Annotated in this window: 23 protein-coding genes and 1 tRNA gene; 10 read left to right on the top strand and 14 right to left on the bottom strand. The window is 68.1% G+C overall.

Going from position 1 to position 25204, the window contains the following annotated elements; all coding sequences use genetic code 11:
* Positions 1 to 10: 10 nt before the first annotated feature.
* The 4 genes from ACIUM1_RS25120 to cobC are packed head-to-tail and all read right to left on the bottom strand — an operon-like array spanning position 11 to position 4081.
* Positions 11 to 1153, bottom strand: a complete 1143-nt coding sequence (locus ACIUM1_RS25120; protein ID WP_406815176.1) for a bifunctional RNase H/acid phosphatase — start codon at positions 1151 to 1153, stop codon at positions 11 to 13.
* Positions 1150 to 1887, bottom strand: coding sequence for a zinc ribbon domain-containing protein (locus tag ACIUM1_RS25115; RefSeq protein ID WP_406815175.1), 738 nt, complete (start codon positions 1885 to 1887; stop codon positions 1150 to 1152). The genes ACIUM1_RS25120 and ACIUM1_RS25115 overlap by 4 nt, the downstream gene beginning before the upstream one ends.
* Positions 1884 to 3032 carry a Nif3-like dinuclear metal center hexameric protein gene (locus ACIUM1_RS25110; RefSeq protein ID WP_406815174.1) on the bottom strand — a complete coding sequence of 383 codons (1149 nt, stop codon included), beginning with the start codon at positions 3030 to 3032 and terminating at the stop codon, positions 1884 to 1886. The genes ACIUM1_RS25115 and ACIUM1_RS25110 overlap by 4 nt, the downstream gene beginning before the upstream one ends.
* Complete coding sequence (gene cobC, locus ACIUM1_RS25105; protein WP_406815173.1) at positions 3029 to 4081, bottom strand: Rv2231c family pyridoxal phosphate-dependent protein CobC; 1053 nt, start codon at positions 4079 to 4081, stop codon at positions 3029 to 3031. The genes ACIUM1_RS25110 and cobC overlap by 4 nt, the downstream gene beginning before the upstream one ends.
* A 90-nt stretch (positions 4082 to 4171) precedes the next feature.
* Between cobC and ACIUM1_RS25100 the strand changes: the two genes are divergently transcribed.
* From ACIUM1_RS25100 to ACIUM1_RS25090, 3 genes are read left to right on the top strand one after another with little or no spacing between them, the layout of a single operon-like run.
* Positions 4172 to 4885 carry an HAD-IA family hydrolase gene (locus ACIUM1_RS25100; protein WP_406815172.1) on the top strand — a complete coding sequence of 238 codons (714 nt, stop codon included), beginning with the start codon at positions 4172 to 4174 and terminating at the stop codon, positions 4883 to 4885.
* Between the two features lie 55 nt (positions 4886 to 4940).
* Positions 4941 to 5375: a low molecular weight protein-tyrosine-phosphatase gene (locus ACIUM1_RS25095; protein WP_406817856.1), complete on the top strand. Its 435-nt coding sequence runs from the start codon at positions 4941 to 4943 to the stop codon at positions 5373 to 5375.
* Positions 5375 to 6217, top strand: a complete 843-nt coding sequence (locus ACIUM1_RS25090; protein WP_406815171.1) for an SURF1 family protein — start codon at positions 5375 to 5377, stop codon at positions 6215 to 6217. The genes ACIUM1_RS25095 and ACIUM1_RS25090 overlap by 1 nt, the downstream gene beginning before the upstream one ends.
* Here ACIUM1_RS25090 and ACIUM1_RS25085 read toward each other — a convergent pair.
* From ACIUM1_RS25085 to ACIUM1_RS25055, 7 genes are all read right to left on the bottom strand, one after another.
* The gene (locus ACIUM1_RS25085) at positions 6199 to 7122 is read right to left on the bottom strand and encodes a cobalamin biosynthesis protein (protein WP_406817855.1); all 924 of its coding nucleotides are present in this window, start codon (positions 7120 to 7122) and stop codon (positions 6199 to 6201) included. The two genes, ACIUM1_RS25090 and ACIUM1_RS25085, sit on opposite strands and share 19 nt — an antisense overlap.
* A gap of 101 nt (positions 7123 to 7223) precedes the next feature.
* Positions 7224 to 8342 carry an epoxide hydrolase family protein gene (locus ACIUM1_RS25080; protein ID WP_406815170.1) on the bottom strand — a complete coding sequence of 373 codons (1119 nt, stop codon included), beginning with the start codon at positions 8340 to 8342 and terminating at the stop codon, positions 7224 to 7226.
* 139 nt (positions 8343 to 8481) lie between these two features.
* A complete protein-coding gene (locus ACIUM1_RS25075; RefSeq protein ID WP_406815169.1) occupies positions 8482 to 9501 on the bottom strand; it encodes a DUF732 domain-containing protein in 1020 nt (339 codons plus the stop codon).
* Positions 9502 to 10367: 866 nt separating this feature from the next.
* Positions 10368 to 10442 (bottom strand) — tRNA-Val (locus ACIUM1_RS25070).
* Positions 10443 to 10486: 44 nt separating this feature from the next.
* On the bottom strand, positions 10487 to 10948 hold the full coding sequence (locus ACIUM1_RS25065; RefSeq protein ID WP_406815168.1) for a peroxiredoxin: 462 nt from the start codon (positions 10946 to 10948) through the stop codon (positions 10487 to 10489).
* Positions 10948 to 11370: a DUF3052 domain-containing protein gene (locus ACIUM1_RS25060; protein WP_406815167.1), complete on the bottom strand. Its 423-nt coding sequence runs from the start codon at positions 11368 to 11370 to the stop codon at positions 10948 to 10950. Before ACIUM1_RS25060 ends, ACIUM1_RS25065 begins: the two co-directional genes overlap by 1 nt.
* Positions 11371 to 11453: 83 nt before the next feature.
* Positions 11454 to 12041, bottom strand: coding sequence for a hypothetical protein (locus tag ACIUM1_RS25055; protein ID WP_406815166.1), 588 nt, complete (start codon positions 12039 to 12041; stop codon positions 11454 to 11456).
* A 184-nt stretch (positions 12042 to 12225) separates the two neighbouring features.
* On the opposite strand from ACIUM1_RS25055, the gene aceE reads away from it, so the two are divergent.
* The 7 genes from aceE (at position 12226) to ACIUM1_RS25020 (ending at position 22063) form a co-directional block, all read left to right on the top strand.
* Positions 12226 to 15015, top strand: a complete 2790-nt coding sequence (aceE, locus tag ACIUM1_RS25050) for a pyruvate dehydrogenase (acetyl-transferring), homodimeric type (protein WP_406815165.1) — start codon at positions 12226 to 12228, stop codon at positions 15013 to 15015.
* A gap of 187 nt (positions 15016 to 15202) precedes the next feature.
* Positions 15203 to 16528 carry a PucR family transcriptional regulator gene (locus ACIUM1_RS25045; protein WP_406815164.1) on the top strand — a complete coding sequence of 442 codons (1326 nt, stop codon included), beginning with the start codon at positions 15203 to 15205 and terminating at the stop codon, positions 16526 to 16528.
* Between the two features lie 140 nt (positions 16529 to 16668).
* Positions 16669 to 17577: an ACP S-malonyltransferase gene (locus ACIUM1_RS25040; protein WP_406815163.1), complete on the top strand. Its 909-nt coding sequence runs from the start codon at positions 16669 to 16671 to the stop codon at positions 17575 to 17577.
* 87 nt (positions 17578 to 17664) lie between these two features.
* The gene (gene acpM, locus ACIUM1_RS25035; protein WP_007770614.1) at positions 17665 to 18012 is read left to right on the top strand and encodes a meromycolate extension acyl carrier protein AcpM; all 348 of its coding nucleotides are present in this window, start codon (positions 17665 to 17667) and stop codon (positions 18010 to 18012) included.
* Positions 18009 to 19259: a 3-oxoacyl-ACP synthase KasA gene (gene kasA / locus ACIUM1_RS25030; RefSeq protein WP_406815162.1), complete on the top strand. Its 1251-nt coding sequence runs from the start codon at positions 18009 to 18011 to the stop codon at positions 19257 to 19259. The genes acpM and kasA overlap by 4 nt, the downstream gene beginning before the upstream one ends.
* Positions 19260 to 19340: 81 nt before the next feature.
* Positions 19341 to 20600, top strand: coding sequence for a 3-oxoacyl-ACP synthase KasB (gene kasB / locus ACIUM1_RS25025; RefSeq protein WP_406815161.1), 1260 nt, complete (start codon positions 19341 to 19343; stop codon positions 20598 to 20600).
* Between the two features lie 41 nt (positions 20601 to 20641).
* The gene (locus tag ACIUM1_RS25020; RefSeq protein WP_406815160.1) at positions 20642 to 22063 is read left to right on the top strand and encodes an acyl-CoA carboxylase subunit beta; all 1422 of its coding nucleotides are present in this window, start codon (positions 20642 to 20644) and stop codon (positions 22061 to 22063) included.
* A gap of 81 nt (positions 22064 to 22144) precedes the next feature.
* Here ACIUM1_RS25020 and ACIUM1_RS25015 read toward each other — a convergent pair whose 3' ends face one another.
* From ACIUM1_RS25015 to ACIUM1_RS25005, 3 genes are all read right to left on the bottom strand, one after another.
* Positions 22145 to 22888, bottom strand: a complete 744-nt coding sequence (locus ACIUM1_RS25015) for an SGNH/GDSL hydrolase family protein (protein WP_406815159.1) — start codon at positions 22886 to 22888, stop codon at positions 22145 to 22147.
* A complete protein-coding gene (locus ACIUM1_RS25010; RefSeq protein ID WP_406815158.1) occupies positions 22885 to 24495 on the bottom strand; it encodes an FAD-dependent monooxygenase in 1611 nt (536 codons plus the stop codon). The genes ACIUM1_RS25015 and ACIUM1_RS25010 overlap by 4 nt, the downstream gene beginning before the upstream one ends.
* Before the next feature lie 78 nt (positions 24496 to 24573).
* Positions 24574 to 25203, bottom strand: coding sequence for a TetR/AcrR family transcriptional regulator (locus tag ACIUM1_RS25005; protein ID WP_406815157.1), 630 nt, complete (start codon positions 25201 to 25203; stop codon positions 24574 to 24576).
* Position 25204: the final 1 nt, after the last annotated feature.

Below are 25204 nucleotides of genomic sequence, written 5' to 3'. Positions count from 1 at the left end.
GATGGTGTTCTCAGCCGGTCAGATACGCCGTCTGGTTGACCAACCGCACCGAAGACGCTCCGTCGGAGTAGAACTCGGCGATGCTCAACGACGCCAGGTCGAGGTGCAGCCGGTACAGGATGCCGGGTCCGGCGTCCAGCGCCTGGCGCAGCAGCATTTTGATGGGTGTCACGTGCGACACCAACAGCACCGTCGTGCCCTGGTGTGCGGCGATGATCCGGTCGCGGACGCTCGACACCCGGTCGGCCACCGCGTCGAAACTCTCCCCGCCCGGCGGTGCGGTGCTGGTGTCGCGCAGCCAGCGACCGTGCAGTTCGGGGTCGCGCTCGGCGGCCTCGGCGAACGTCAGCCCCTCCCATTTCCCGAAGTCGGTCTCGATCAAGTCGTCGTCGACGGTCACATCCAGGCCCAGCGCCTTGGCGGCGGCCGCCGCGGTGTCGTAGGCCCGTTGCAGCGGTGAGGCGAATACCGCCGAAATCCCGCCGCGCTGCGCCAGATAACGCGCCGCCGCATCGGCCTGGCGGTGCCCCACCTCGGTCAGCGCCGGGTTGCCGCGACCCGAGTAGCGGCGCTGCACCGACAGCTCGGTCTGGCCGTGCCGCAGCAACAGCAGCCGCGTCGGGGTGCCGCGCGCGCCGGTCCAGCCGGGCGCCGGTGGGGATGCGACAGTGGCGGCGGCTGGCGGTTCGGGCTGGTCCACCGGGTCGGAACGTTGGGCCGGCTCGAGGCCTTCCGTCGCGCCGGTGGCCTGGGCCGCGGCGTCCATCGCCTCGTTGGCCAACCGATCGGCGTGCGTGTTGCGCTCCCGCGGAATCCACGAGTAGCTGATCTCGGCGAACCGTGCCGCTCGGCTTCGGGCCTGCGCGTGCAGTTCGATCAGGTCCGGGTGCTTGACCTTCCACCGCCCGGACATCTGTTCCACCAGCAGCTTGGAATCCAGGTACACCGCGGCCTCGGTGGCACCCAGGTTCAAAGCGTCGTCCAAACCGGCTATCAGGCCCCGGTATTCGGCGACATTATTGGTTGCCCGGCCGATGGCTTGCTTGGCCTCCGCCAGCACGGCGGTGCGGTCCTGGGTCCACACCACCGCACCGTATCCGGCCGGCCCGGGGTTGCCGCGTGATCCGCCGTCGGCTTCGATGATGACTTTCACTGATCGAATCCCGTGACCCGCAGCAGGATCGCGCCGCATTCCGGGCAGCGCACCACTTCGTCTTCGGCGGCCGCCGAGATGCGGGACAGCTCGCCGCGGTCGATCTCGAGGCGGCAGGCCCCGCACCGGCGCCCCAGCAGCTGCCCGGCGCCCGCGCCTCCCCCGGCACGCTGGCGTTCGTAGAGGGCGGACAGCGCCGGATCCAGGGCGGCGCTCAGCGAGTCGCGCCGCGACGACTGAAGCTCGCGGGCCTCGCTGATTTCGGCGACCGCCGCGTCGAGAGCCTGTCGGGCGCTGGCCATCTCGGCCTCCAGTGACGTGAGTGTCTGCTGCTCACCGTCCAGCTGGGATTGCAGCTCCTCGCGACGTTCCATCACCTCCAGCAGCGAGTCCTCCAGGCTGGTTTGACGACGCTGCAAGGTCTCCAGCTCGTGCTGAAGATCGGACAGTTGCTTGGCGTCGGTCGCTCCCGACTGCAGCAGCGAGCGGTCGCGGTCCTCGCGCTGGCGGACCGCATCGATCTCCGCCTCGAGCCGCGCTACCTGGGCGTCGATGTCTTCCAAGGCGATGCGGACCGTGGCCAACCGGTCACCGGCCGCCTCGAACTCCACCTGCAACCGCTCGCACGCTTCTTGTTCCGGTAGATGCTTCGCCCGGTGCGCGATCCGGGACAGCTCGGCATCCAATTTCGACAATTCAAGCAGCGAACGCTGCTGTGCCACTTCTGCTTTCATGATCCGTCACCCCCGGACTCGTTGCCAACCTGCTCGACATTCCAAGGGTCGGTGCGAATCGAGCTCACCCGCACCGGGAGCTCCGCACCGAAACGCGACCGCAGCAAGCCGGCGGCCTGTTCACACCAAGGGAATTCACTTGCCCAATGTGCCACATCGATCAAGGCCACATCCGAGGCACGGCGATGCTCGTCGGCCGGATGGTGGCGCAGGTCGGCCGTCACGTAGGCCTGCACGCCGGCACTTGCCACGGCGGTCAGCAACGAATCCCCGGCGCCGCCACAGACGGCGACCCGCGACACCGGCGAGTCGGGATCGCCCGCCGCCCGCACTCCCCACGATGTCGGCGGCAGCGCGGCTCTGACGCGGGAGACGAAGTCGCGCAACGGTTCCGGGCGTGCCAGCGTCGCAATGCGGCCCAGCCCGGCGTCGCTCGGCGGGGGCACCAGCGCGAGGATGTCGAAGGCGGGCTCCTCGTAGGGATGGGCGGCGCGCATCGCCGCCAGCACCGCCGCCCGGCAACGTGCGGGGGCGACGACCTCGAACCGGTCTTCGGCCACCCGTTCGACGTTCCCGACGCTGCCCACGGCGGGCGAGGCGCCTTCGTGCGGCAGGAACTGCCCGATGCCGCTGACGGTCCAGCTGCAGTGCGAGTAGTCGCCGATGTGGCCGGCCCCGGCCGCAAACACCGCCGCCTGCACCGCTTCGGCGTTCTCCCCGGGCACGTAGACCACCCACTTGTCCAGGTGGGGCGTTCCCGATGCCGGTTCGAGCACGGCCTCGACCGTGAGGCCCAGGGCCGCGGCCAGCGCATCGGAGACGCCGGGGCAGGCCGAGTCGGCATTGGTGTGCGCGGTGAACAACGAACGCCCGGACCGGATCAGCCGGTGTATCAGCGCACCCTTGGGCGTGCTGGCCGCCACGGTGTCCACCCCGCGCAACAGCAGCGGATGATGGGCCAGCAGCAGGCTCGCCCAGGGCAGTTCGTCGACGACCGCCGGCGTCGCGTCGACAGCGACGGTCACCGACTCCAACTCGTCGTCGGGGTCGCCGCACACCAGGCCCACCGAATCCCACGATTCAGCGAGCCGCGGTGGGTAGGCCTCATCGAGGACGGCGATGACATCGGCCAGCTTCACGCTCACCGCTGCCCCCCGATGCCCTCCACCGCGACCGCCTCCGAAATAGCCTGCACCAACTGCGGCCACTCGCGGCGCACCGCGGCCCGCAGGTACCGCTCGTCCAAGCCGACGAACGTATCACAGCGGCGAATCGCAATTCCCCTGTCATGCAGACGCTTTCGTATCTGGACCGCGTCGGGCGTGCGGAACAGCACGAACGGGGCCTCGCCATCGACCACGTCGGCGCCCGCCGAGACCAGGCCGGCCACCATGTCGGCGCGCAGCCGGGCCAATCGCGCCGCCCCGGTCGCCGCGTCGGTCACGGCGCGCCGGCTGCAGCACTCGGCGATGGCCGTCAGTTGCAGCGTCCCCACCGGCCAGTGCGCCCGCTGCGCGGTCAGCCGCGCCAGCACCTCCGGCGAACCCAGCGCATAGCCCACCCGCAACCCGGCCAGCGCCCAGGTCTTGGTCAAGCTGCGCAGCACCAGCACGTCGGGCAGCGCGTCACCGGCCAGCGATTGCGGCTCGCCGGGAATCGAGTCGGCGAACGCCTCGTCGACCACCAGGATCCGGCCGGGCCGGCGCAACGCCAGCAGCTGAGCCCGGGTGTGCAGCACCGAGGTGGGGTTGGTCGGATTACCCACCACGACCAGGTCGGCGTCGTCCGGCACCGCCGCACCGGCCAGGCCGAACGGCGGCTCCAGCACGACGTGGTGCACCGGCACCCCGGCCGCGGTCAGCGCGACGGCCGGCTCGGTGAACGCCGGCGCGATGACCGCCGCCCGCTGCGAGCGCAGGTTGCCCAGCAGGACGAATGCCTCGGCCACCCCGGCCAGCGGCAACACCTCGTCGCGGGTCCGGCCGTGTCGTTCGGCGGCCGCGTCCTGCGCCCGCTGCACGTCGTCGACGCTCGGGTAGCGCGCCAGGTCGGGCAGCCGCTGGGCCAGCCGGCGCAGCAGCCACTCCGGTGGGCGGCCGTGCCGGACGTTGACGGCGAAATCCAGCATCCCGGGCGCGACGGCCTGATCACCGTGATAGCGCGCCGCAGGCGGGCTCAGGTTCAGACTCGCCATCCGTGAAACACTAGTGCGCCGGCTATGCCGCCCGGCGGAGCATCACCAACACCGTCACACCCGGCCGCAGCCATCAAGGACAATGGTGAGGTGACAGGCACAACGTCAGCCGATCGCCAGGCTCCCGGCGACGCCACCTCCAAGGGGGCGCAGCTGGTGATCTTCGATCTCGACGGCACGCTGACCGACTCCGCGGAGGGGATCGTCGCCAGCTTCCTGCATGCGCTCGACCACATCGGCGCCCCGGTGCCACCCGGTGACCTCGTCGCGCAGATCGTCGGCCCGCCGATGGACGACACCTTCCGGGCCATGGAACTCGGTGACGACGCCGAGGAGGCGATCGCCGCCTTTCGCGCCGAGTACGGCGCCCGCGGCTGGGCGATGAACGCGCTCTTCGACGGGATCGAGGCCCTGCTGGCAGATCTGCGTGCGGCCGGTGTCCGGTTGGCGGTGGCCACCTCCAAGCTCGAGCCGACGGCCCGGCGCATCCTGGCCCACTTCGGGCTCGACCAGCACTTCGAGGTCATCGCCGGCGCCAGTCCCGACGGTTCGCGCAAGACCAAGGTCGAGGTGCTGGCCCACGCGCTGGCGCAGCTGGAGCCGCTGCCCGAGCGGGTGCTGATGGTCGGCGACCGCAGCCACGACGTGCACGGCGCGGCCGCCCACGGCATTGACACCGTGGTGGTCGGCTGGGGCTACGGCAGGGCCGACTTTCCCGATCGCGCCGCCGGCGGCAGCCCGGACGCTTCCGGCGTGACGCACGCCGCGACCATCGACGAACTACGGAGGGCGCTGGGTGTCTAGTCGTGAGCCGCTGCACGTGACGTTCGTGTGCACCGGCAACATCTGCCGTTCGGTGATGGCCGAAAAGATGTTCGCCGACCAGCTGCGCCGGCGCGGCCTCGCCGACGCGGTCCGGGTGAGCAGCGCCGGCACCGGCAACTGGCACGTCGGTGAGTGCGCCGACGAGCGGGCGGCCGGCGTGCTGCGCGCCCACGGCTACCCCACCGACCACCGCGCCACCCAGGTCGACGCCGAGCACCTGGGCGCCGATCTGGTGGTGGCTCTCGACCGCAACCACGCCCGGATGCTGCGGCACCTGGGCGCCGACGAGGACCGGGTCCGGATGCTGCGGTCCTTCGATCCGCGCACCGGCGCCCACACCCCCGATGTCGACGACCCCTACTACGGCGACACTGCCGATTTCGAACGCGTCTACACCGTCATCGAGGCCGCGCTGCCGGGCCTGCACGACTGGGTCGATGAACGGCTCGCGCAGAACGGGTCCGGTTGATGCGCCGCTTGCTCTTTCTGCTGCGCCCGGGCTGGATAGTGCTGGCGCTGGTGGTCGTCGCCTTCGCGTATCTGTGCTTCACGGTGCTCGCGCCCTGGCAGCTCGGCAAGCACAGCAGGACCTCGCAGCAGAACCGCCAGATCGAATCCTCGCTGAACACCGCGCCCGTTGCGTTGAAAACGCTGCTGCCGCAGCAGAACTCGGCGGCTACCGGCGCTCAGTGGCGTCAGGTCAACGCCACCGGGCACTACCTTCCCGGCGTGCAGGTGCTGGCCCGGTTGCGGGTGATCGATTCGAAGCCGGCGTTCGAGGTGTTGACGCCGTTCGTCGTCGACGGCGGACCGACCGTCCTGGTCGATCGCGGCTACGTGCGGCCCCTGGAGGGGTCTCGCGTTCCGCCCATCCCGCCGGCGCCGGCGCAGACGGTGACCATCACCGCGCGGCTGCGTAACTCCGAGACGGCCCCCGTGAATAAGGATCCGTTCGTCAGAGACGGTGTGCAGCAGGTGTATTCGATCGACACCGAACAGATCGCGGTGCTGACGAAAGTGCCGCTGGCCGGGTCCTACCTGCAATTGATCGACGGTCAGCCCGGCGGGCTCGGAGTGGTCGGCGTGCCGCAGCTGGACGCCGGCCCGTTCCTGTCCTATGGCATCCAGTGGATCGCGTTCGGCATCCTTGCGCCCATCGGGTTGGGCTACTTCGCCTACTCGGAGATCCGCGCCCGCCGCCAGGAGAAACAACACCGGCCGTCGCCGGAGACGGCGCCCAGGCCCGAAGCTTCGGAGGCGCCGCAGTCCGTGGAGGCCAAACTCGCCGACCGCTACGGCCGCCGGCGGTAACGGAACAGGTAGATCGAGAGGCCGGCCAGCACCGCGGCGCCCGCCTGCACCAGCGACGACAGTGCCACCGCGCGCCGCAGGTCGGTCACCGTCGGCGCCCGGCCGTCGCCGAGGGTGGGCCGGATCTGCAGCTCGTGGCGGTATTGGGTGGGGCCGCCCAGCCGCACGCCCAGCGCCCCGGCGAAGGACGCCTCGACGACGCCGGCGTTGGGGCTGGGATGGCGGCCGGCATCGCGGCGCCAGGCCCGCGCCGCACCCGACGGCGACCCGCCGACCAGCGGCGCCAGCAGGACCGCCAGCGATGCGGTCACCCGCGCGGCGGCGTAGTTGGCCACGTCATCCAATCTCGCTGCGGCCCAACCGAATCGGAGATAGCGCGGTGAGCGATGGCCGACCATCGAGTCCAGGGTGTTGATGCCTCGATACGCCAGCACAGCGGGCACGCCACCGGCCGCCGCGCACAGCAGCGGCGCCACCTGGGCGTCAGAGGTGTTCTCGGCGATCGATTCCAGCGACGCGCGGGTCAGGCCGGCGCCGTCCAGTGCGGCCGGATCACGCCCACACAGCGAGGGCAGCAGCGCCCGGGCGGCCTCGACGTCGCCGCGCTCCAGCAGCTCCGACATCGCCAGGCCGGTGCGCGCCAACGAGGTTCCGCCCAGCGAGGCCCACGTGGCCGCGGCGATCGCCGCCGTCGACCACGCCGGGCCGTGACACCCGGCGGCCCGTTGCACCGCCAGGCCGAGCAGGCCCACCGCCCCGATCAAGGCGCCGACATGGACGACGCCCGCGGCTCGGCTGTCCCGGTAGGTGACGCTTTCCAGCGCGGCGGCGGCCCGGCCGAACTGCGCGACCGGGTGGCCCCGTCGCGGGTCGCCCAGCGCCCGATCGGCCAGGTAGCCGATCATCACGCCCGCGATCCGGGTCTGCCTCGCCACCACCTCGGCAGCGTCTCACACCGGAATCTATGGGCGTTACCGGAGTTCTTCGCCCCGCCCGGCTGATCGGCTCAGCGCACCGTCGCGAAGAACGCGCGCAGGTCCTCGACGAACAGCTCCGGCTGTTCGAACGCCGCGAAGTGCCCGCCGCGCGGCATGTCCGTCCAGTGGGTGATGTTGTAGACCGGCTCGCACCAGCTGCGCGGCGCCTTGAGCAGCTCGGCGGGGAAAGCCGCGACGCCCGTGGGCAATTCGACGCGATCCCCGCCGCCCCACACCGCGAAGCTTTCCCAATACAGGCGGGCCGAGGACGCGGCGGTGTTGGTCACCCAATAGACCATCACGTTGTCGAGCAGCTCATCGCGGCTGAGCGCGTTCTCGGGGTGCCCGTCGCAATCGGCCCAGTCCCAGAACTTTTCGACGATCCAGGCCAGTTGCCCCACGGGCGAATCGGCCAGGCCGTAGCCCAGTGTCTGCGGCCGGGTGGACTGTTGCTTGGAATAGCCGGTGCCCCACTTGCGGTGGTTCGCCAATCCGGCCAGCGCTCGCTGCTCCTCCTCGGTCGGGTTCGTCAGCGAGTCCCTGGTGGGCCGGCCGACCGGCATGTTCAGGTGGATTGCCGCGCAGTGGCCGACATTGCGGCCGATCTGTGTCGTGACTGCGGCGCCCCAGTCGCCGCCCTGGGCGCCATAACGGTCATAGCCCAGGCGCAGCATGAGCGTCTCCCACGCCTGCGCGATCTTTTCCACGCCCCAGCCGGTGTGGGTGGGCTTGCCGGAGAACCCATAGCCGGGCAGCGACGGGCAGACGACGTGAAAGGCGTCCTCGGCGCGCCCGGACGCCGGGTTGGTCAACGGCTCGATCACCTTGTGGAACTCCACAATTGAGCCGGGCCAACCGTGCGTGATCACCAGCGGGAAGGCATCGGCGTGCGGGGAGCGCTGGTGGATGAAGTGGATGTCGAGGCCGTCGATGTCGGTGGTGAACTGATCGAATCGGTTGAGCGCGGCCTCCCGCGATCGCCAGTCGTAGTCGTTGGCCCAGTACTCGGCCAGTTCGCGGGTGTAGGCCAACGGCATCCCCTGGGTCCAGTCGTCGACGCATTCGGCCTCTGGCCATCGGGTGCGGGCCAGCCGCGAGCGCAGATCGTCGAGTACGTCGTCAGATACGTCGATGCGGAACGGTTTCACGCATTTGATAGTGCTCCCGCGCACGGACGCTGGCGGCGCACGCCCCCGGGAACCTTTCGCTCGCGAGCGTAAGTGCACTGCGAAATCCGCACCGATTTTTCGCAGTGGCCTTACGCTCGCGACTCGCGCGACCGCTGTCTCAGGGCGCCAGCCTGACAAACCCCGGCGCCATGGGTCGCGTTGGTGGCGGCGCTGGCGGCGCCGGCGGCGCGGGTGGTGGCGGCGGCGGGGACGCCACGGGTGGCGCGGGCGGCGGCGCCGCTGGGAGGTCACCGCCGGTGCTACCGCCGCCGGCATCTCCTGGTGCGGCCCCTGGCTGCGGAGCAACCTTGGGAAGGGGCGGCGAGTGTTGTGGTGGCGGCGGCACCCGCTGCGGTCGAGGCGGTGCCGCGATCGGCTCAGGTGGCGTCTGCAGATGCGCCACCGGCGGCGGTGGTGCCGGAAGTTGCGGTGGGTTCGGCCGATTCACCTCTCCGGAGGGAACCGCTCCAATCCGCGAACCGAGCGCTGCGCCACGCCCGCGGAAACCCGCGCCGTCGCCAAAGGTTCGGGCCATCCCCCACGCGTCGCCGTCCATCGAAGATGGCAGTCGCACCGCACCCGCGCCCGTCGATTCCTGCCAGTGCGCCCGCGTTGTGAATGTTGTTGACGCCGTGGGCGATTCCAGCTCAGCGCCTGCTGAGCTGACCGCATTGTGCGCGTGCGCGTCCCCCGGGGGCGTCGGCACATTCCATGCCGAGGCGGGATTAGCGATCAGGGAAGCGATCTTGCCGCGATCGTACGGGCAGTAGGCCCCCACTGAGGCAGTGACGAATCGCGCCTCGGTGCGCGCGAGGCGCCCCGGGTCGTAATTGCGCTCGGCCGGGTCCTGGCTGTACGCAAACTGCACCATCGCGTCCACGACGGCATTGCCCGAGAAGCCGGCGTCTACTGCCCGACAAACCTTGTGGGCGGTATCGATGAGGTATGGAACACCTTCGAGGGCGGGGATGCCTTCTTGGTCGAGGAGCGCGAGAAACTGATCGTCTTGGTTCGAGTCGGCCGCCGCTGCGCCGCCGCGCAGAATTGCAGCGCCGGTTAGCACCAGGGTGGCGGTAACCAGAGTGCCGACGTGGCTGTGCCTGGTGATGCCGGTGGACCTGGTAATGCCGGTAAACATGGCAGTACCTTCGTTCTGCTAGGGCCCGTCAGACGGCGGGCAGTGAATATTCATCTACGCCACGGGTGTGGGTAGCTGTGGGGTGGCGTTGCCTGACCAGACACAGGAGCTGCGGACACCCGGGGCGGGACTGGCGGAAATCGCACCAGGATTTCGTCGCCGTGGGCCCCCGGGTTTGATCCGCACGATATTCGGGGGCCCGCCCTGCAACGGGGTAAACCAGCCGTAGGATGGCGTGTCCAGCAATTGTTTCGCCGCTAATTAACGGCATGTCAATATCGTATCGTCGCGGTTTTGGGATGAGTTGGACAATTCCTGAGTCCTTGCTTCGCGTTAGCTGTTATCCTTTTTGCGAAGAAATGATCCAGCATGCGAAATACTAGACAAAAACGGAACATAAATACCGCATGAATCCGCTGGTGGTAGCTGCGCGCCGGTCCGCAGACGGTCTACGTCGCAATGATTCGCCGGACCGTCTTTGGGACGTTTGCAGGCCCGTTGGTTATCGGTCCCCGCGCCGCGTGAAAGGCCGTCGAATTCTGCGGCACGCATTCCGGCATCGCCGGTTTCGAAGTCGATTGCCTTGATGCTGTGGCCAAAGGTTTCTTCGCAGCTATCTACGGTGGACTTTCACACGACCCGATATCCGAATTCGCCACCGCGGTTCACTTCGCTTCGGGGCTCGTGCGCGACAGCCCGCCGTCGGCTCAGGCGGTCAAGGGAATGCCCCGCCATTTGACACCGGAGCGCCATGGAGGCGCCGAGACCGACGGTATGACGTCGCAATGGCCGCCTTGGCCCGGAAAGGGACTAGATCCTGCCTGCCAACCCAACCGGATCGCGGCCTGAGGGACCTGCAATCACTTTGGTGGGCGCGGACGGTATCGAACCGCCGACCGCTGGTGTGTAAAACCAGAGCTCTACCACTGAGCTACGCGCCCGTTGCTGCGGGCAGGCTACCCGCCCGACCGCCAAGTCCCCAAAATCAGGCCCGCAAGGCCGCCAGGGCGTCGGTCCAGAGCCGCTGATCGCGGGATTCCCCGGGCTGTTTCATCTCGGCGAAGCGAATGATCCCCGACCGGTCGACCACGAACGTCCCGCGGTTGGAGTAGCCGGCGTCCTCGTTGAACACGCCGTAGCTCTGGCTGACCGCGCCGTGCGGCCAGAAGTCGGACAGCACCGGAAAGGTGAAGCCGCTGTCCAGCGACCAGACCCGGTGCGTGGGCGGCGGACCCACCGAAATGGCCAGCGTCGCGCTGTCGTCGTTCTCGAAGTCGGGCAGGTGGTCGCGCAACTGGTCGAGCTCGCCCTGGCAGATCCCGGTGAAGGCCAGCGGGAAGAACACCAGCAGCACGTTCTTGGCGTCCCGATAGGAACTCAGCGTGACCCGCTGTTGATTCTGGTCGCGCAAAGTGAAATCCGGGGCGGCGGTGCCGACGGGCAGCATCAACGCTTCCCGGCGCGGGATTTGGGCTGCACCAACCGGCTGGCGCTCCAGTCCCCCAGGTTGACCGACGAGGTCGGCATCAGACCGGCGGTGGGGGCGGCCTCGGCGATTTCGGCCGGCAGCACATGCCCGGGTTTGCCGGTCTTGGGCGTCAGCACCCAGATCACGCCGTCTTCGGCTAGTGGGGTGATCGCGTCCATCAGGGTGTCCACCAGGTCACCGTCACCGTCACGCCACCACAGCAGCACGACGTCGACGACCTCGTCGGTGTCTTCGTCGAGCAGCTCACTGCCGCAGGCTTCCTCTACCGCGGCGCGGATCTCGTCATCGGTGTCTTCGTCCCAGCCCCACTCCTGGACAACATGGTCGGGTTGGATGCCCAGTTTGCGAGCGTAGCTCGGGGCGTCATCCGCCGCGACCACCGTGGAGCCTCCTTAACGTCCGCGCGCTATGCGATTGGGGATTATCGTCGCACAGCCGGATCCTGGTCCATACTTCCGCATCATCAGGTTGCCAGGCACAGTTTTATCGCGTTCTTTTTGGTGTCGTTGAGTTGATCGACCCGTTGGTTGAATTCCCCGGTCCCCGCGTGGGTGCCGATGGCGTTGGCCACCGCGCGGGCGGCATCGATATAGGCGTTGAAGGCGTCCTTGATCTGCTGCGACATCGCGTCGCTGAAACTGTTGCTCACCGTGGTCGCGCTGTCGTTGAGGGCGTCGATGGCCGGGCCTTCGGTCGGGCCGGTGCCGCGGCCCGCGTTGAACGCCTGGACGAATTCGTTGGTCTTGTCGATGGCGTTCTTGCTGGTGGTGATCAGCGTGGCGCAGGCGGTGCGGACCGCCCTGGTGGTCAGCGACTGTTGCCGCTGGGACTCCCGGATGCTCGAGGTCGCCGACGACGCGGACACCGACGCCGACACCGATTGCCGGTAGGCCGGCGCCACCCTGGTATCCGGCGTTGCCGTGCCGTTGGTGACGGAGGTGCACCCGACGATGCCCATCAGCGTCGCGGCGACACAACCGAGGGCCAAAGCCCCGCGCCGGGGCAAAGCCTTCACCTGCGCCTGAGAGGCGGCACCCCACCGGATGAGCACAGGCCAGACGTTACCGGGTGGGTCGCGCAGCCGTTCCATACACGCCGAGTTGGTGTTCGCCGGGTGAACCTGGATCGGCTACTCGATGTCGGCTGTCCGCGCGAAACACAGGTGCGGCACGATGGTGGGCAGGGTGCGACCCACCCATTACGGCACACATTCCGCCAACAACAGGAGTAGTGCGTTGACAACTGAGTTCGTGCGCCACGATCTGGCCACAAACCCCAACGGCACAACCGAACCCGACCGTGTCCGGGTGATCCGCGAGGGGGTGGCCTCCTACCTACCCGACATCGATCCCGAAGAGACGTCGGAGTGGCTGGAGTCCTTTGACGAATTGCTGGAGCGCTCCGGCCCATCGCGGGCGCGCTATCTGATGCTGCGATTGCTGGAACGGGCCGGCGAGCAGCGAGTCGCCATCCCGTCGCTGACGTCAACCGATTACGTCAACACCATCCCGACCGAACTCGAGCCGTGGTTCCCCGGCGACGAGGACGTCGAACGACGCTACCGGGCGTGGATCCGATGGAACGCCGCCATCATGGTGCACCGCGCCCAGCGCCCGGGAGTCGGTGTGGGCGGCCACATTTCGACCTACGCCTCGTCGGCGGCGCTGTACGAGGTCGGCTTCAACCACTTCTTCCGCGGCAAGTCGCACCCCGGCGGCGGGGACCAGGTTTTCATCCAGGGCCACGCGTCCCCGGGCATTTATGCGCGCGCCTTCCTGGAAGGCCGGCTGACCGCCGACCGGATGGACGGCTTCCGGCAGGAGCACAGCCACGCCGGCGGCGGCTTGCCGTCGTATCCGCACCCGCGGCTGATGCCCGACTTCTGGGAATTCCCCACGGTGTCGATGGGTTTGGGCCCGCTCAACGCCATCTATCAGGCGCGGTTCAATCACTACCTGCACGACCGCGGCATCAAGGACACCTCCGACCAGCACGTGTGGTGCTTCCTGGGCGACGGCGAGATGGACGAGCCGGAGAGCCGCGGCCTGGCGCACGTCGCCGCGCTGGAGGGCCTGGACAACCTCACGTTCGTCGTCAACTGCAACCTGCAGCGCCTCGACGGCCCGGTGCGCGGCAACGGCAAGATCATCCAGGAGCTGGAGTCGTTCTTCCGCGGCGCCGGCTGGAACGTCATCAAGGTGGTCTGGGGCCGCGAGTGGGACGCGCTGCTGCACGCAGATCGCGACGGCGCGCTGGTGAACCTGATGAACACCACGCCCGACGGCGACTACCAGACCTACAAGGCCAACGACGGCGCCTACGTGCGCGACCACTTCTTCGGCCGCGACCCGCGCACCAAGGCGCTCGTGGAGAACATGAGCGATTCCGAGATCTGGAACCTCAAGCGCGGTGGCCACGACTACCGCAAGGTCTACGCCGCCTACCGGGCCGCGGTCGACCATAAGGGTCAGCCGACGGTGATCCTGGCCAAGACCATCAAGGGCTACTCGCTGGGCGCGCATTTCCAGGGCCGCAACGCCACGCACCAGATGAAAAAGCTTGCGCTGCAGGATCTTAAGGACTTCCGCGACGCGATCCGGATTCCGATCAGCGACGCCCAGCTGGAAGCGGATCCCTACCTGCCGCCCTACTACCACCCCGGCCCGGACGCCGAGGAGATCCGCTACATGGTCGATCGCCGGCGTACCCTCGGCGGCTTTCTGCCCGAGCGGCGGACCAAGACCAAGGCGCTGCGTCTACCCGGCCGCGAGATTTACGCCGCGCTGAAGAAGGGGTCCGGAACCCAGGAAGTCGCCACCACCATGGCGACGGTACGGACCTTCAAGGAAGTGTTGCGGGACAAGGAAATTGGTCCGCGGATCGTTCCGATCATTCCCGACGAGGCGCGCACCTTCGGCATGGACTCCTGGTTCCCGTCGCTGAAGATCTACAACCGCAACGGCCAGCTGTACACCGCCGTGGACGCCGAGCTGATGCTGGCCTACAGGGAAAGCGAAGCCGGGCAAATCCTGCACGAGGGCATCAACGAGGCCGGGTCGGTGGGCTCGTTCACCGCGGCGGGCACGTCGTATGCGACGCACAACGAGCCGATGATCCCGATCTACATCTTCTATTCGATGTTCGGCTTCCAGCGCACCGGTGACGGCCTGTGGGCCGCCGCCGATCAGATGGCGCGCGGGTTCTTGCTCGGGGCCACCGCGGGGCGCACCACACTGACCGGCGAAGGTTTGCAGCACGCCGACGGCCACTCGCTGCTGCTGGCGGCCACCAACCCGGCGGTGGTCGCCTACGACCCGGCCTTCGCCTACGAGATCGCCTACATCGTCGAGAGCGGGCTGGCGCGGATGTTCGGGGAGAACCCCGAGGACATCTACTTCTACATCACCATTTACAACGAGCCGTACGTGCAGCCGCCCGAGCCGGAGAACTTCGACCCCGAGGGCGTGCTGCGGGGCCTCTACCGCTATCACGTCGCCACCGAACAGCGGGCCAACAAGGCGCAGATCCTGGCGTCCGGGGTGGCGATGCCGTCGGCGCTGCACGCCGCCCAGATGCTGGCCGCGGAGTGGGACGTCGCCGCCGATGTGTGGTCGGTGACCAGTTGGGGCGAGCTGAACCGCGACGGCGTGGCCGTCGACAGGGCGCGACTGCGCCATCCGGACCGGCCGGCCGGCGTCCCGTATGTCGCCCAGGCCCTGTCGAACGCCACCGGGCCCGTCGTCGCCGTCTCGGACTGGATGCGTGCGGTTCCCGAGCAGATCCGGCCCTGGGTGCCCGGCACCTACGTCACCCTGGGCACCGATGGGTTCGGCTTCTCCGACACCCGGCCGGCCGCGCGGCGCTACTTCAACACCGACGCCGAGTCGCAGGTGGTCGCCGTGCTGGAGGCGTTGGCGCGCGACGGTGAAATCGACCCCTCCGTCCCGATCGCCGCCGCCCGCCAGTACAAGATCGACGACGTGCTGGCCGCCCCGGAGCAGACGTCGGATCCCGGCGTGGCCTGACCTCCGGCCGCAAGCAGCCCGCCGCGGCGTCGAGCGTGAAGTCACTTTCACGGTCGACGCCGGGCGTGAAACTAGCTTCACGCCCGCGATCCGACGCACGCGCGCGGGACCGGGCTCTGAGGCATTCTTAAGACGCCACGCGCCCCCTTTGGCGGAAACTTCCAGAAAAGGCGCGTAGGTTTTAGGGGTGAATGACAACCCGTTCGCCGGTCCGTTCGCCAAACAGCCCCGGTCGCCGCTGGAGCTGCTGGACACCGTGCCGGAGCCGGTCCTGCGCCGGTTGAAGCAGTACTCGGGCCGGCTGGCCACCGAGGCGGTCTCGGTCATGCAGGATCGGTTGCCGTTCTTCGCCGATCTGGAAGCGTCGCAGCGGGCCAGCATGGCGTTGGTGGTGCAGACGGCGATCAACAACTTCGCCGAGTGGATGCAGGACCCGCACAGCAACGTCAGCCACACCGCGCAGGCCTTCGAGCTGGTGCCCCAGGACATCGCCCGCCGCATCGCCTTGCGCCACAGCGTCGACATGGCGCGGGTGACCATGGACTTCTTCGAGGAAGTCGTCCCGCTATTGGCTCGCTCCGAAGAGCAGCTCACCGCGCTGACGGTGGGCATCCTCAAGTACAGCCGGGACCTGGCGTTCACCGCCGCGACCGCCTATGCGAACGCGGCCGAAGCGCGCGGGAGCTGGGACAGCCGAATGGAGGCCAGCGTCGTCGACGCGGTGGTTCGCGGCGATACCGGCCCGGAGCTGCTGTCCCGCGCAGCGGCGCTGAACTGGGACACCACCGCCCCGGCCACGGTCGTGGTCGGCACTCCGGCACCCGGACGCGACGGGTCGACCGGCCCCGACGACAGCGAGCGCGCCAGTCAGCACGTCCGCGATATCGCCGCACGGCACGGGCGCGCGGCCCTCACCGACGTGCACGGCACCTGGCTGGTCGCGATCGTGTCCGGCCAACTGTCGCCAACTGACAAATTCCTGGGCGATCTGCTGGTGGCGTTCGCCGATGGCCCCGTGGTGGTCGGACCCACCGCGCCCATGCTGACGGCGGCCTATCACAGCGCCAGCGAGGCGATATCCGGCATGAACGCCGTGGGCGGCTGGCGCGGAGCGCCACGCCCGGTGCCGGCCCGCGAACTGCTGCCCGAACGGGCGCTGATGGGCGATGCGTCGGCGATCGTGGCGCTGCATACCGACGTGATGGGCCCGTTGGCCGACGCGGGTCCCACGCTGATCGAGACCCTTGACGCTTACTTAGATTGTGGCGGCGCCATTGAGGCTTGTGCCAGAAAGTTGTTCGTTCATCCAAATACCGTGCGCTACCGACTCAAGCGGATCACCGACTTCACCGGCCGCGATCCCATGCAGCCCCGTGACGCGTATGTGCTGCGAGTGGCGGCCACGGTCGGCCAGCTGAATTACCCGACCACTCCGTCCAGCGCCGCCACCAACGCGATGCCTCCGCTCCCGCTGCCGGTCAAAGCGGCTGCCGCCGGGCAATCCGGGCGATAGTGACCTGGGCAACAGGTTGCGGCACGATATCAAACCCGTAGCTTACGGAGCCGTTTTGTAGGGTGTACACAAAAACCTAAGACGAGGTTCATAATCTGTTACACCCGCCAAAACCGTTTCCACAGTGTTCTCTTAAACACGTGATTGCATTGCTTGCGCCCGGACAGGGTTCGCAGACCGAGGGGATGCTCTCGCCATGGCTGGAGCTTCCCGGCGCCGCTGACCAGTTGGCGCTGTGGTCCAAGGCCAGTGGCCTCGACCTCGCGCGCCTGGGCACCACCGCCTCGACCGAAGAGATCACCGACACCGCGGTCACCCAGCCGCTGGTGGTGGCCGCCACGCTGCTGGCCCACCAGGAGCTGACCAAGCGCGGCCTGCTGTCGGACGCGGACCTCGTGGTGGCCGGCCATTCCGTCGGCGAGATCGCCGCGTACGCGATCGCCGGCGTGATCGCCGCCGACGACGCCGTCGCGCTGGCCGCCACCCGTGGCGCCGAGATGGCCAAGGCTTGCGCCGTCGAGCCGACCGGCATGTCCGCGGTGCTCGGTGGCGACGAGGCCGAAGTTCTGGCCCGCCTCGAGCAGCTCGACCTGTTCCCCGCCAACCGCAACGCCGCCGGGCAGATCGTCGCGGCCGGTGCGCTGACCGCGCTGGAGAAGCTGGCCGAGGACCCGCCGGAGAAGGCCCGGGTGCGTGCCCTCGGTGTGGCCGGGGCATTCCACACCAAGTACATGGCGTCGGCGCTCGACGGCTACGCCGCCGCGGCCGCCGCCGTGCAGACGTCCGAGCCCACCGCCAAGCTGCTGTCCAACCGCGACGGCAAGCCGGTCGCCTCGGCGGCTGCGGCGATGGAGGCACTGGTCGCTCAGCTGACCCAGCCGGTCCGTTGGGACCTGTGCACCGCGACGCTGCGTGACCTGGAAGTCACTGCGGCCGTGGAGTTCCCGCCCGCGGGCACTCTCACCGGTATCGCCAAACGAGAACTTCGGGGGGTTACGGCTCGTGCCGTCAAATCGCCCGCAGACCTGGACGCTTTGGCCGAGCTCTAAAGCCAGCTCGACCAGTTGCACAACCAGTACAACCGCATAACACGTCAATTCGACTAACACACAACAGATTACGAAGGGGAGCACGCTGTGGCTGTCAGCCAGGAAGAAATCATTGCCGGTATCGCCGAGATCATCGAAGAGGTGACCGGTATCGAGCCCTCCGAGGTCACCCCGGAGAAGTCCTTCGTCGACGACCTGGACATCGACTCGCTGTCGATGGTTGAGATCGCCGTTCAGACCGAGGACAAGTACGGCGTCAAGATCCCCGACGAGGACCTCGCCGGTCTGCGCACCGTCGGTGACGTCGTCTCCTACATCCAGAAGCTCGAGGAAGAGAACCCCGAGGCTGCCGAGGCGCTGCGCGCCAAGCTGGAGACCGAGAACCCCGAGGCGGTCGCCAACGTCAAGTCGAGGCTGGAAGCGGACAGCAAGTGAGCAAGCCTTCCACTGCTAATGGCGGTTACCCCAACGTTGTGGTAACCGCCGTCGCGGCGACGACTTCGATCGCGTCGGACATCGAGAGCACGTGGAAGGGTTTGTTGGCCGGCGAAAGCGGCATCCACGTCCTCGAAGACGAGTTCATCACCAAGTGGGATCTGCCCGTCAAGATCGGCGGGCACCTCAAGGACCCCATCGACGAACGCATGAGCAGGCTGGACATGCGGCGCATGTCGTACGTCCAGCGGCTGGCCAAATTGCTGAGCACTCAGCTGTGGGAAACCGCCGGTAGCCCGGAGGTCGACCCCGACCGGTTCTCGGTCGTGGTCGGCACCGGGCTGGGCGGCGCCGAGCGGATCGTTGAGAGCTACGACCTGATGAATGAGGGCGGCCCCCGCAAGGTGTCGCCGCTCGCCGTTCAGATGATCATGCCCAACGGCGCCGCGGCGGTGGTGGGCCTGCAACTCGGTGCCCGCGCCGGGGTCATCACCCCGGTCTCGGCCTGCTCGTCGGGTTCGGAGGCGATTGCCCACGCGTGGCGTCAGATCGTCATGGGTGACGCCGACTTCGCCGTCTGCGGCGGTGTCGAGGGTCCGATCGAAGCGCTGCCCATCGCGGCGTTCTCGATGATGCGGGCCATGTCGACGCGCAACGAAGAGCCCGAGCGCGCATCGCGGCCGTTCGACAAGGACCGCGACGGTTTCGTGTTCGGTGAGGCCGGCGCGATGATGATCATCGAGACCGAAGAGCACGCCAAGGCCCGTGGCGCCAAGCCATTGGCCCGGCTGATGGGTGCGGGCATCACTTCGGACGCGTTCCACATGGTGGCGCCGGCGGCGGACGGCGTGCGCGCCGGTCGCGCCATGACGCGATCGCTGGAGCTGGCGGGGTTGTCACCCAAGGACATCGACCACGTCAACGCCCACGGAACGGCAACGCCGATCGGTGACACCGCCGAGGCCAACGCCATTCGCGTCGCGGGTTGCCAGGACGCGGCGGTCTACGCACCGAAGTCAGCCCTGGGGCACTCCATTGGTGCGGTCGGGGCGCTGGAATCTGTTCTCACGGTATTGAGCCTTCGGGACGGCGTGATACCGCCAACGCTCAACTACGAAACCCCCGATCCCGAGATCGATCTGGACGTAGTCGCGGGCGAACCCCGCTATGGCGACTTCCGTTATGCGATCAACAACTCGTTTGGGTTCGGTGGCCACAACGTGGCGCTCGCCTTCGGGCGTTACTGAGCACGTCGTCCGGCGACGATCCGGGCCGCAAGCGGTCCGAAGAAGAGCCGGGCAATTATGGAAGGAACGTTCGCAAGACCCATGACAGAGCTGGTTACCGGGAAAACTCTCCCCAACGTGGTCGTCACTGGCGTCGCCATGACGACCGCGCTGGCAACTGATGCCGAAACCACCTGGAAGCTGTTGCTGGACAGCCAAAGTGGTATCCGCAAACTCGAGGATCCGTTCGTCGAGGAGTTTGACCTGCCGGTGCGCATCGGCGGGCATCTGTTGGAGGAGTTCGACAGTCAGTTGACCCGTGTGGAGCTACGTCGGACGGGCTATCTGCAGCGGATGTCGACGGTGTTGGGCCGGCGGGTCTGGGAGAACGCCGGCTCCCCCGAGGTCGACAGCAACCGTCTGATGGTGTCCATCGGTACCGGTTTGGGTTCGTCGGAAGAGATGGTCTTCAGCTACGACGACATGCGCGCTCGTGGCATGAAGGCCGTCTCTCCGCTCGGGGTGCAGAAGTACATGCCCAACGGCGCCTCGGCGGCGGTGGGACTGGAGCGGCACGCCAAGGCCGGGGTGGTCACCCCGGTGTCGGCGTGCGCCTCGGGTTCCGAGGGTGTCGCGCAGGCCTGGCGCAACATCGTGTTCGGCGAGGCCGACATCGCCATCTGCGGTGGCGTGGAAACACGTATCGAAGCGGTGCCGATCGCGGCGTTCGCCCAGATGCGCATCGTGATGTCGACCAAGAACGACGACCCGGTGGGCGCCTGCCGTCCGTTCGACCGCGACCGCACCGGCTTCGTGTTCGGTGAGGCCGGCGCGCTGATGGTCATCGAGACCGAGGAACACGCCAAAGCCCGCGGCGCCAACATCTTGGCCCGCATCATGGGCGCCAGCATCACCTCCGACGGCTACCACATGGTGGCGCCGGACCCCAACGGCGAACGCGCCGGGCACGCGATGAGCCGCGCCATTCAGCTCGCCGGGCTGAGCCCGTCCGACATTCACCACGTCAACGCGCACGCCACCGGCACCTCCGTCGGTGACGTCGCGGAGTCCAAAGCGATCAACAACGCCTTGGGTCCGCACGGCGGCAACGCCGCCGTCTACGCCCCCAAGGCGGCGCTGGGCCACTCAGTGGGCGCGGTCGGTGCCGTGGAATCCATCCTGACCGTGCTCGCCCTGCGCGATCAGGTGGTGCCGCCCACGCTCAACCTGGAAAACCTCGACCCCGAAATCGATCTGGACGTGGTGGCCGGTAAACCGCGCCCGGGCAACTACGAGTACGCGATCAACAACTCGTTCGGGTTCGGCGGGCACAACGTGGCCATCGCCTTCGGGCGGTACTGACCTTCGACACCTGGCAACATCCGAACATCAGGAGACCTGCGATGACTATCACGGCCCCCGAGACGGTTGGCGAGTCGCTCGACCCCCGCGACCCGTTGTTGCGCTTGAGCAATTTCTTCGACGACGACAGCGTCGAGCTGCTGCACGAGCGCGATCGTTCCGGCGTCCTGGCCGCCGCGGGGACCGTGAACGGTGTTCGCACCATCGCGTTCTGCACCGACGGCACCGTCATGGGCGGCGCGATGGGCATCGAGGGTTGCACGCACATCGTCAACGCCTACGACACCGCCATCGAGGAGCAGAGCCCGATCGTGGGTATCTGGCACTCCGGCGGTGCCCGGCTGGCCGAGGGTGTCAAGGCACTCCACGCGGTGGGCTTGGTGTTCGAGGCGATGATTCGCGCGTCCGGCTACATCCCGCAGATCTCGGTGGTGGTCGGCTTCGCGGCCGGCGGCGCCGCCTACGGGCCGGCCCTGACCGACGTGATCGTAATGGCCCCGGACAGCCGGGTGTTCGTCACCGGGCCCGACGTGGTGCGCAGCGTCACGGGCGAGGACGTGGACATGTGCTCGCTCGGTGGCCCGGAGACCCACCACAAGAAGTCCGGGGTGTGCCACATCGTCGCCGACGACGAGCTCGACGCCTACGAGCGTGGTCGCCGATTGGTCGGATTGTTCTGCCAGCAAGGGCATTTCGACCGCAACAAGGCCGAGGCCGGTGACACCGACATCCACGCGCTGCTGCCCGAGTCGGCGCGGCGGGCCTACGACGTGCGCCCGATCGTGACCGCGATCCTGGACGACGAGACGCCGTTCGACGAGTTTCAGGCCAACTGGGCGCCGTCGATGGTGATCGGTCTGGGCCGGCTGTCCGGCCGCACGGTCGGGGTGCTGGCCAACAACCCGTTGCGCCTGGGCGGTTGCCTGAACTCCGAAAGCGCCGAGAAGGCAGCACGTTTCGTGCGGCTCTGCGACGCGTTCGGCATTCCGCTGGTGGTGATCGTCGACGTGCCCGGCTATCTGCCCGGTGTCGACCAGGAGTGGGGCGGCGTGGTGCGCCGCGGCGCCAAGCTGCTGCACGCGTTCGGCGAGTGCACGGTTCCGCGTGTCACGCTGGTCACCCGAAAGACCTACGGCGGGGCCTACATTGCGATGAACTCCCGGTCGCTCAACGCGACCAAGGTTTACGCGTGGCCGGACGCCGAGGTTGCGGTGATGGGCGCCAAGGCCGCCGTCGGCATTCTGCACAAGAAGAAGCTGGCCGCGGCGGCGGATCACGAGCGTGAAGCGCTGCATGACCAGCTGGCCGCCGAGCACGAGCGGATCGCGGGCGGCGTGGACAGCGCCATCGAGATCGGCGTGGTCGACGAGAAGATCGACCCGTCGCACACCCGCAGCAAGCTCACCGAGGCGCTGGCCCAGGCGCCCGCCCGTCGCGGCCGCCACAAGAACATCCCGCTGTAATCGCCCTTTCCCGCGTGAGCAGACGCAAAAGCCCCCGACACGCCGCGCGTGCGGGGGCTTTTGCGTCTGCTCGCGGCGGCCTCAGGAGTCCAGGAAACGCTGAACTGCCTCGGTGAGGATGCGGCCGCCGTTGGTCTTGAGGTGAATGCCGTCGATGTGGAATTCCCAACCGTTGCGCCGAGAGATCTCGTCAAAGCTCTGGCGCATAATCATTTCCCGCCATAGGTAGTCGCGGTACAGCGACGCGAAGCAGAAGCGGGTGAACGATTTGGTCGTCGCTGCCCGCGTCAGACACTCCTGGAATGCCTCGTAGAACGGGATGTAATCGGTGGACTCCCGAGCGGCGGCCGCACGGATGATGCCATTGTAGGTGCTGAACAGGTCATTGAGCCGCGCCTGAACCGGATGGCGTGAGCCGGGCTCTTCTCCAACCGGGGCAAGGGAACTCAGCGCGACCCTGGCATGGGCATCCCGTTGCAGCCGGCGCACCATGAGGCCCAGGTTCTCGTCGAACCGCTCCGGTGTCGGTTCGTCATGGAATCGCTTGGCGACGCGAACGAATCGCCGGAAGTTGGGAAAGACGCTCGCCATGATGTCGTTGCTCCCGATGAGCACGATGACCCGGTCCGGCCGTCGTGCGATCACCCGGTCGAGGCGCCGGACGGCATTGGCCGACAAATCCCCGCCAACGCCGAAGTTGACGAAGCGAAATCGGCTGTTGGAAGGCCGCCTTTGCAGCTCGTCGATCCATTTGTAGGTTCCCCTCGACGCGGTGGTGCTCGACCCCAAGCAGGCCACCGTCTCGGGCCGCGGCGGGCCGGTCATGGCGTGCGGCCGAGCACCCTACACAGCACCCGACCGAGCTCGTCACCCGGTGAGCGAGGGATCTCGTCGGCGCGCCAGGCGACGAAGTCGTCGGGCCGCACCAACAACGCCGCGTCGGGCGCGAGTCCCGCGGCGGCGGACCACGAGCCGTCGACGTCAACCGCGGTAGCGATGCGCCGCACGGTGATTGCGACACCGGCGGCCTTCGACGCGCACGCCGCGGCATCCGACCAGGCGGCGTCGTCGTCTCCGGTGAGCAGCGTGAAGCCGGGACCGAGCAGGTCGAGGGTCGAGACCCGCTTTGCGCCGTCGACGACCCAGGCGTGCGGGACCCGGGTGCCGGGCTGCCCGCGCAATTCGTCCACCAGTGACACGGCGTCGGCATCCGGCGGAACGGGATCATCGGAAACCACTGCGGCAGAACGGTATCGGTATCCGATCAGCAGCGCGAACATGGGCGCCTCTTCGTCTGGCGGCAATAGCGGCCGGTCGTCGTCCAACCGCAGGAAGGCCAGCGACGGCCCGGTGAGCGATTGGCGGGCGTTGAAGCGCCCGACCGGGTGCCGCTCGGCGTGGTAGGTCCCTAACAACGCCGGGCCGGCGGTTCCGTTCAAGACGCTAGCCAGCTTCCAGGCCAGGTTGTGCGCGCTCTGAATGGCGGTGTTGGCCCCGCCCGCCTTGAACGGCGGCATGGTGTGGGCCGCGTCACCGACGAAAAACACTCGGCCGCAGCGGAATTGGTCGGCGACCCGCTCGTACGGCTGCCACGGCGCGACGTCGATGATCTCCACGTCGATCGGCTCGCCGATCGCTTTCGTCAGCAACTCGCGGCACCGCTGCGCGGTGAACTGTTCGGCGGTTTCGTTGCGGGCGGGAAAGTAGGTGTTGATGAACATGCCGAAGTCGTCGCGCACCGGCAGGAAGATGCCCTCCACGTCCGGGTTTTTCACTTGGATGCCGTCGCCCGGCCCGAGGTCGCGGGCGAATTGTCGCCACGGCGCCCGGAAGTAGACGAACACGACATAGATCGGCAGTGCCCCGTAGCCGGAGGTCGTCACGCCCAGCGCGTCGCGGATCGGGCTGTGCACTCCGTCGGCGGCCACGAGATAGTCGGCGCGTAGCGTTTCGGTCGCGCCCGACTCGCGATCGCGGATGACCGCGGTGACGCCGCTTTTGTCCTGGTCAAACGAGCCCAGCTCCGTGTTGTAGCGCGCCTGGCTACCGTGCCGGCGGATGTAGCTGAGCAGGATCGGTTCGAAGGCACTCTGCGGGCAGTACTGGCCGCCGGGCTCCGGGCTCAGGTCCTTGAACGGCGCGAAGATCGCGTTGACGTCGAGCGCCTGACGCTGTTCGGCGCTGTTGAGCGTCGGCTTGGTCAGCATGTCGGAAACGCCGTGGGCGATCGCGTGAACCTGGTCGGCCAATCCAAGGCCGCGCAGGATCTCCAGGCTGCGGAAGCTCAGGTTGCGCGCCTTCGGGTAGATGAACACCTCTTTGCGTTTTTCGACCACCAGCGAGCGCACACCGTGTTTGGCGAGTAGCGCAGAGGTGGCCAGGCCGGCGGCTCCCGCGCCGACGATCAGCACCGGGACATGCTCTACGTTCATCGCCGGCTCCCCTCTTGACGGAACTAACTAGTTCCGTCTTGCCTCCAATCTGGCACGGCGCGACGGGATGCGCAACAACTACGGGGCCGGTCCCCCGGCCATCGGCAGGATCACGTCCTCGAGCACGCGCCGGACATAGACCCGGTCGATCGGCCGTCCGGTGATCACCCGCAGCACGTTGAGGCCCAGTGCGACGTCCGGGATCAGGCTCAAGTCGCGGACGGCCGGAATTTCCCCGCGAGCCACCGCGTGGTCGAGCACCGCGCGGACCACCTGCCGCGGCGTCGACAGCACTAGGTCGTCCAGGGCGGCCGCCAGGACGGGATTGTGCATGGCGGCGGTCGCCACCCCGACAACCACCCGAATCATATGCGTATCAGCATCATTCAAGTCAGGCGTGGCCGCAACCAACGCGTCGATGTCGCCGCGAAGGCTGCCGGTGTCGGGCGGTTCGAGCGGGCCCAGCCGCCGCCGCCAATGCGCGATGGCATCGGCGACCACTACCGCCTTCGACGGCCAGCGACGATAGATCGCCGCCTTCCCGACGCCGGCGCGCGACGCGACGTCGTCCATGCTCAACCGGTCATAGCCGACTTCGGCAACGCCGGCCAGCGCCGCGTCGAGGATGGCCGCGTCCAGCGATCGATCGAGCCGTCGCGGGCTTCGGGTCCGGCTCGACGCGCTCGCCTGGCTGCCTTCGGGCTGCATA

The sequence above is a fragment of the Mycobacterium sp. M23085 genome (genome assembly GCF_045343915.1).
In the GTDB taxonomy this organism is placed as follows: Bacteria; Actinomycetota; Actinomycetes; order Mycobacteriales; family Mycobacteriaceae; genus Mycobacterium.
The sequence above is the reverse complement of the archived record's forward strand: the minus strand, read 5'-3'. Positions and strand labels throughout refer to the sequence as shown.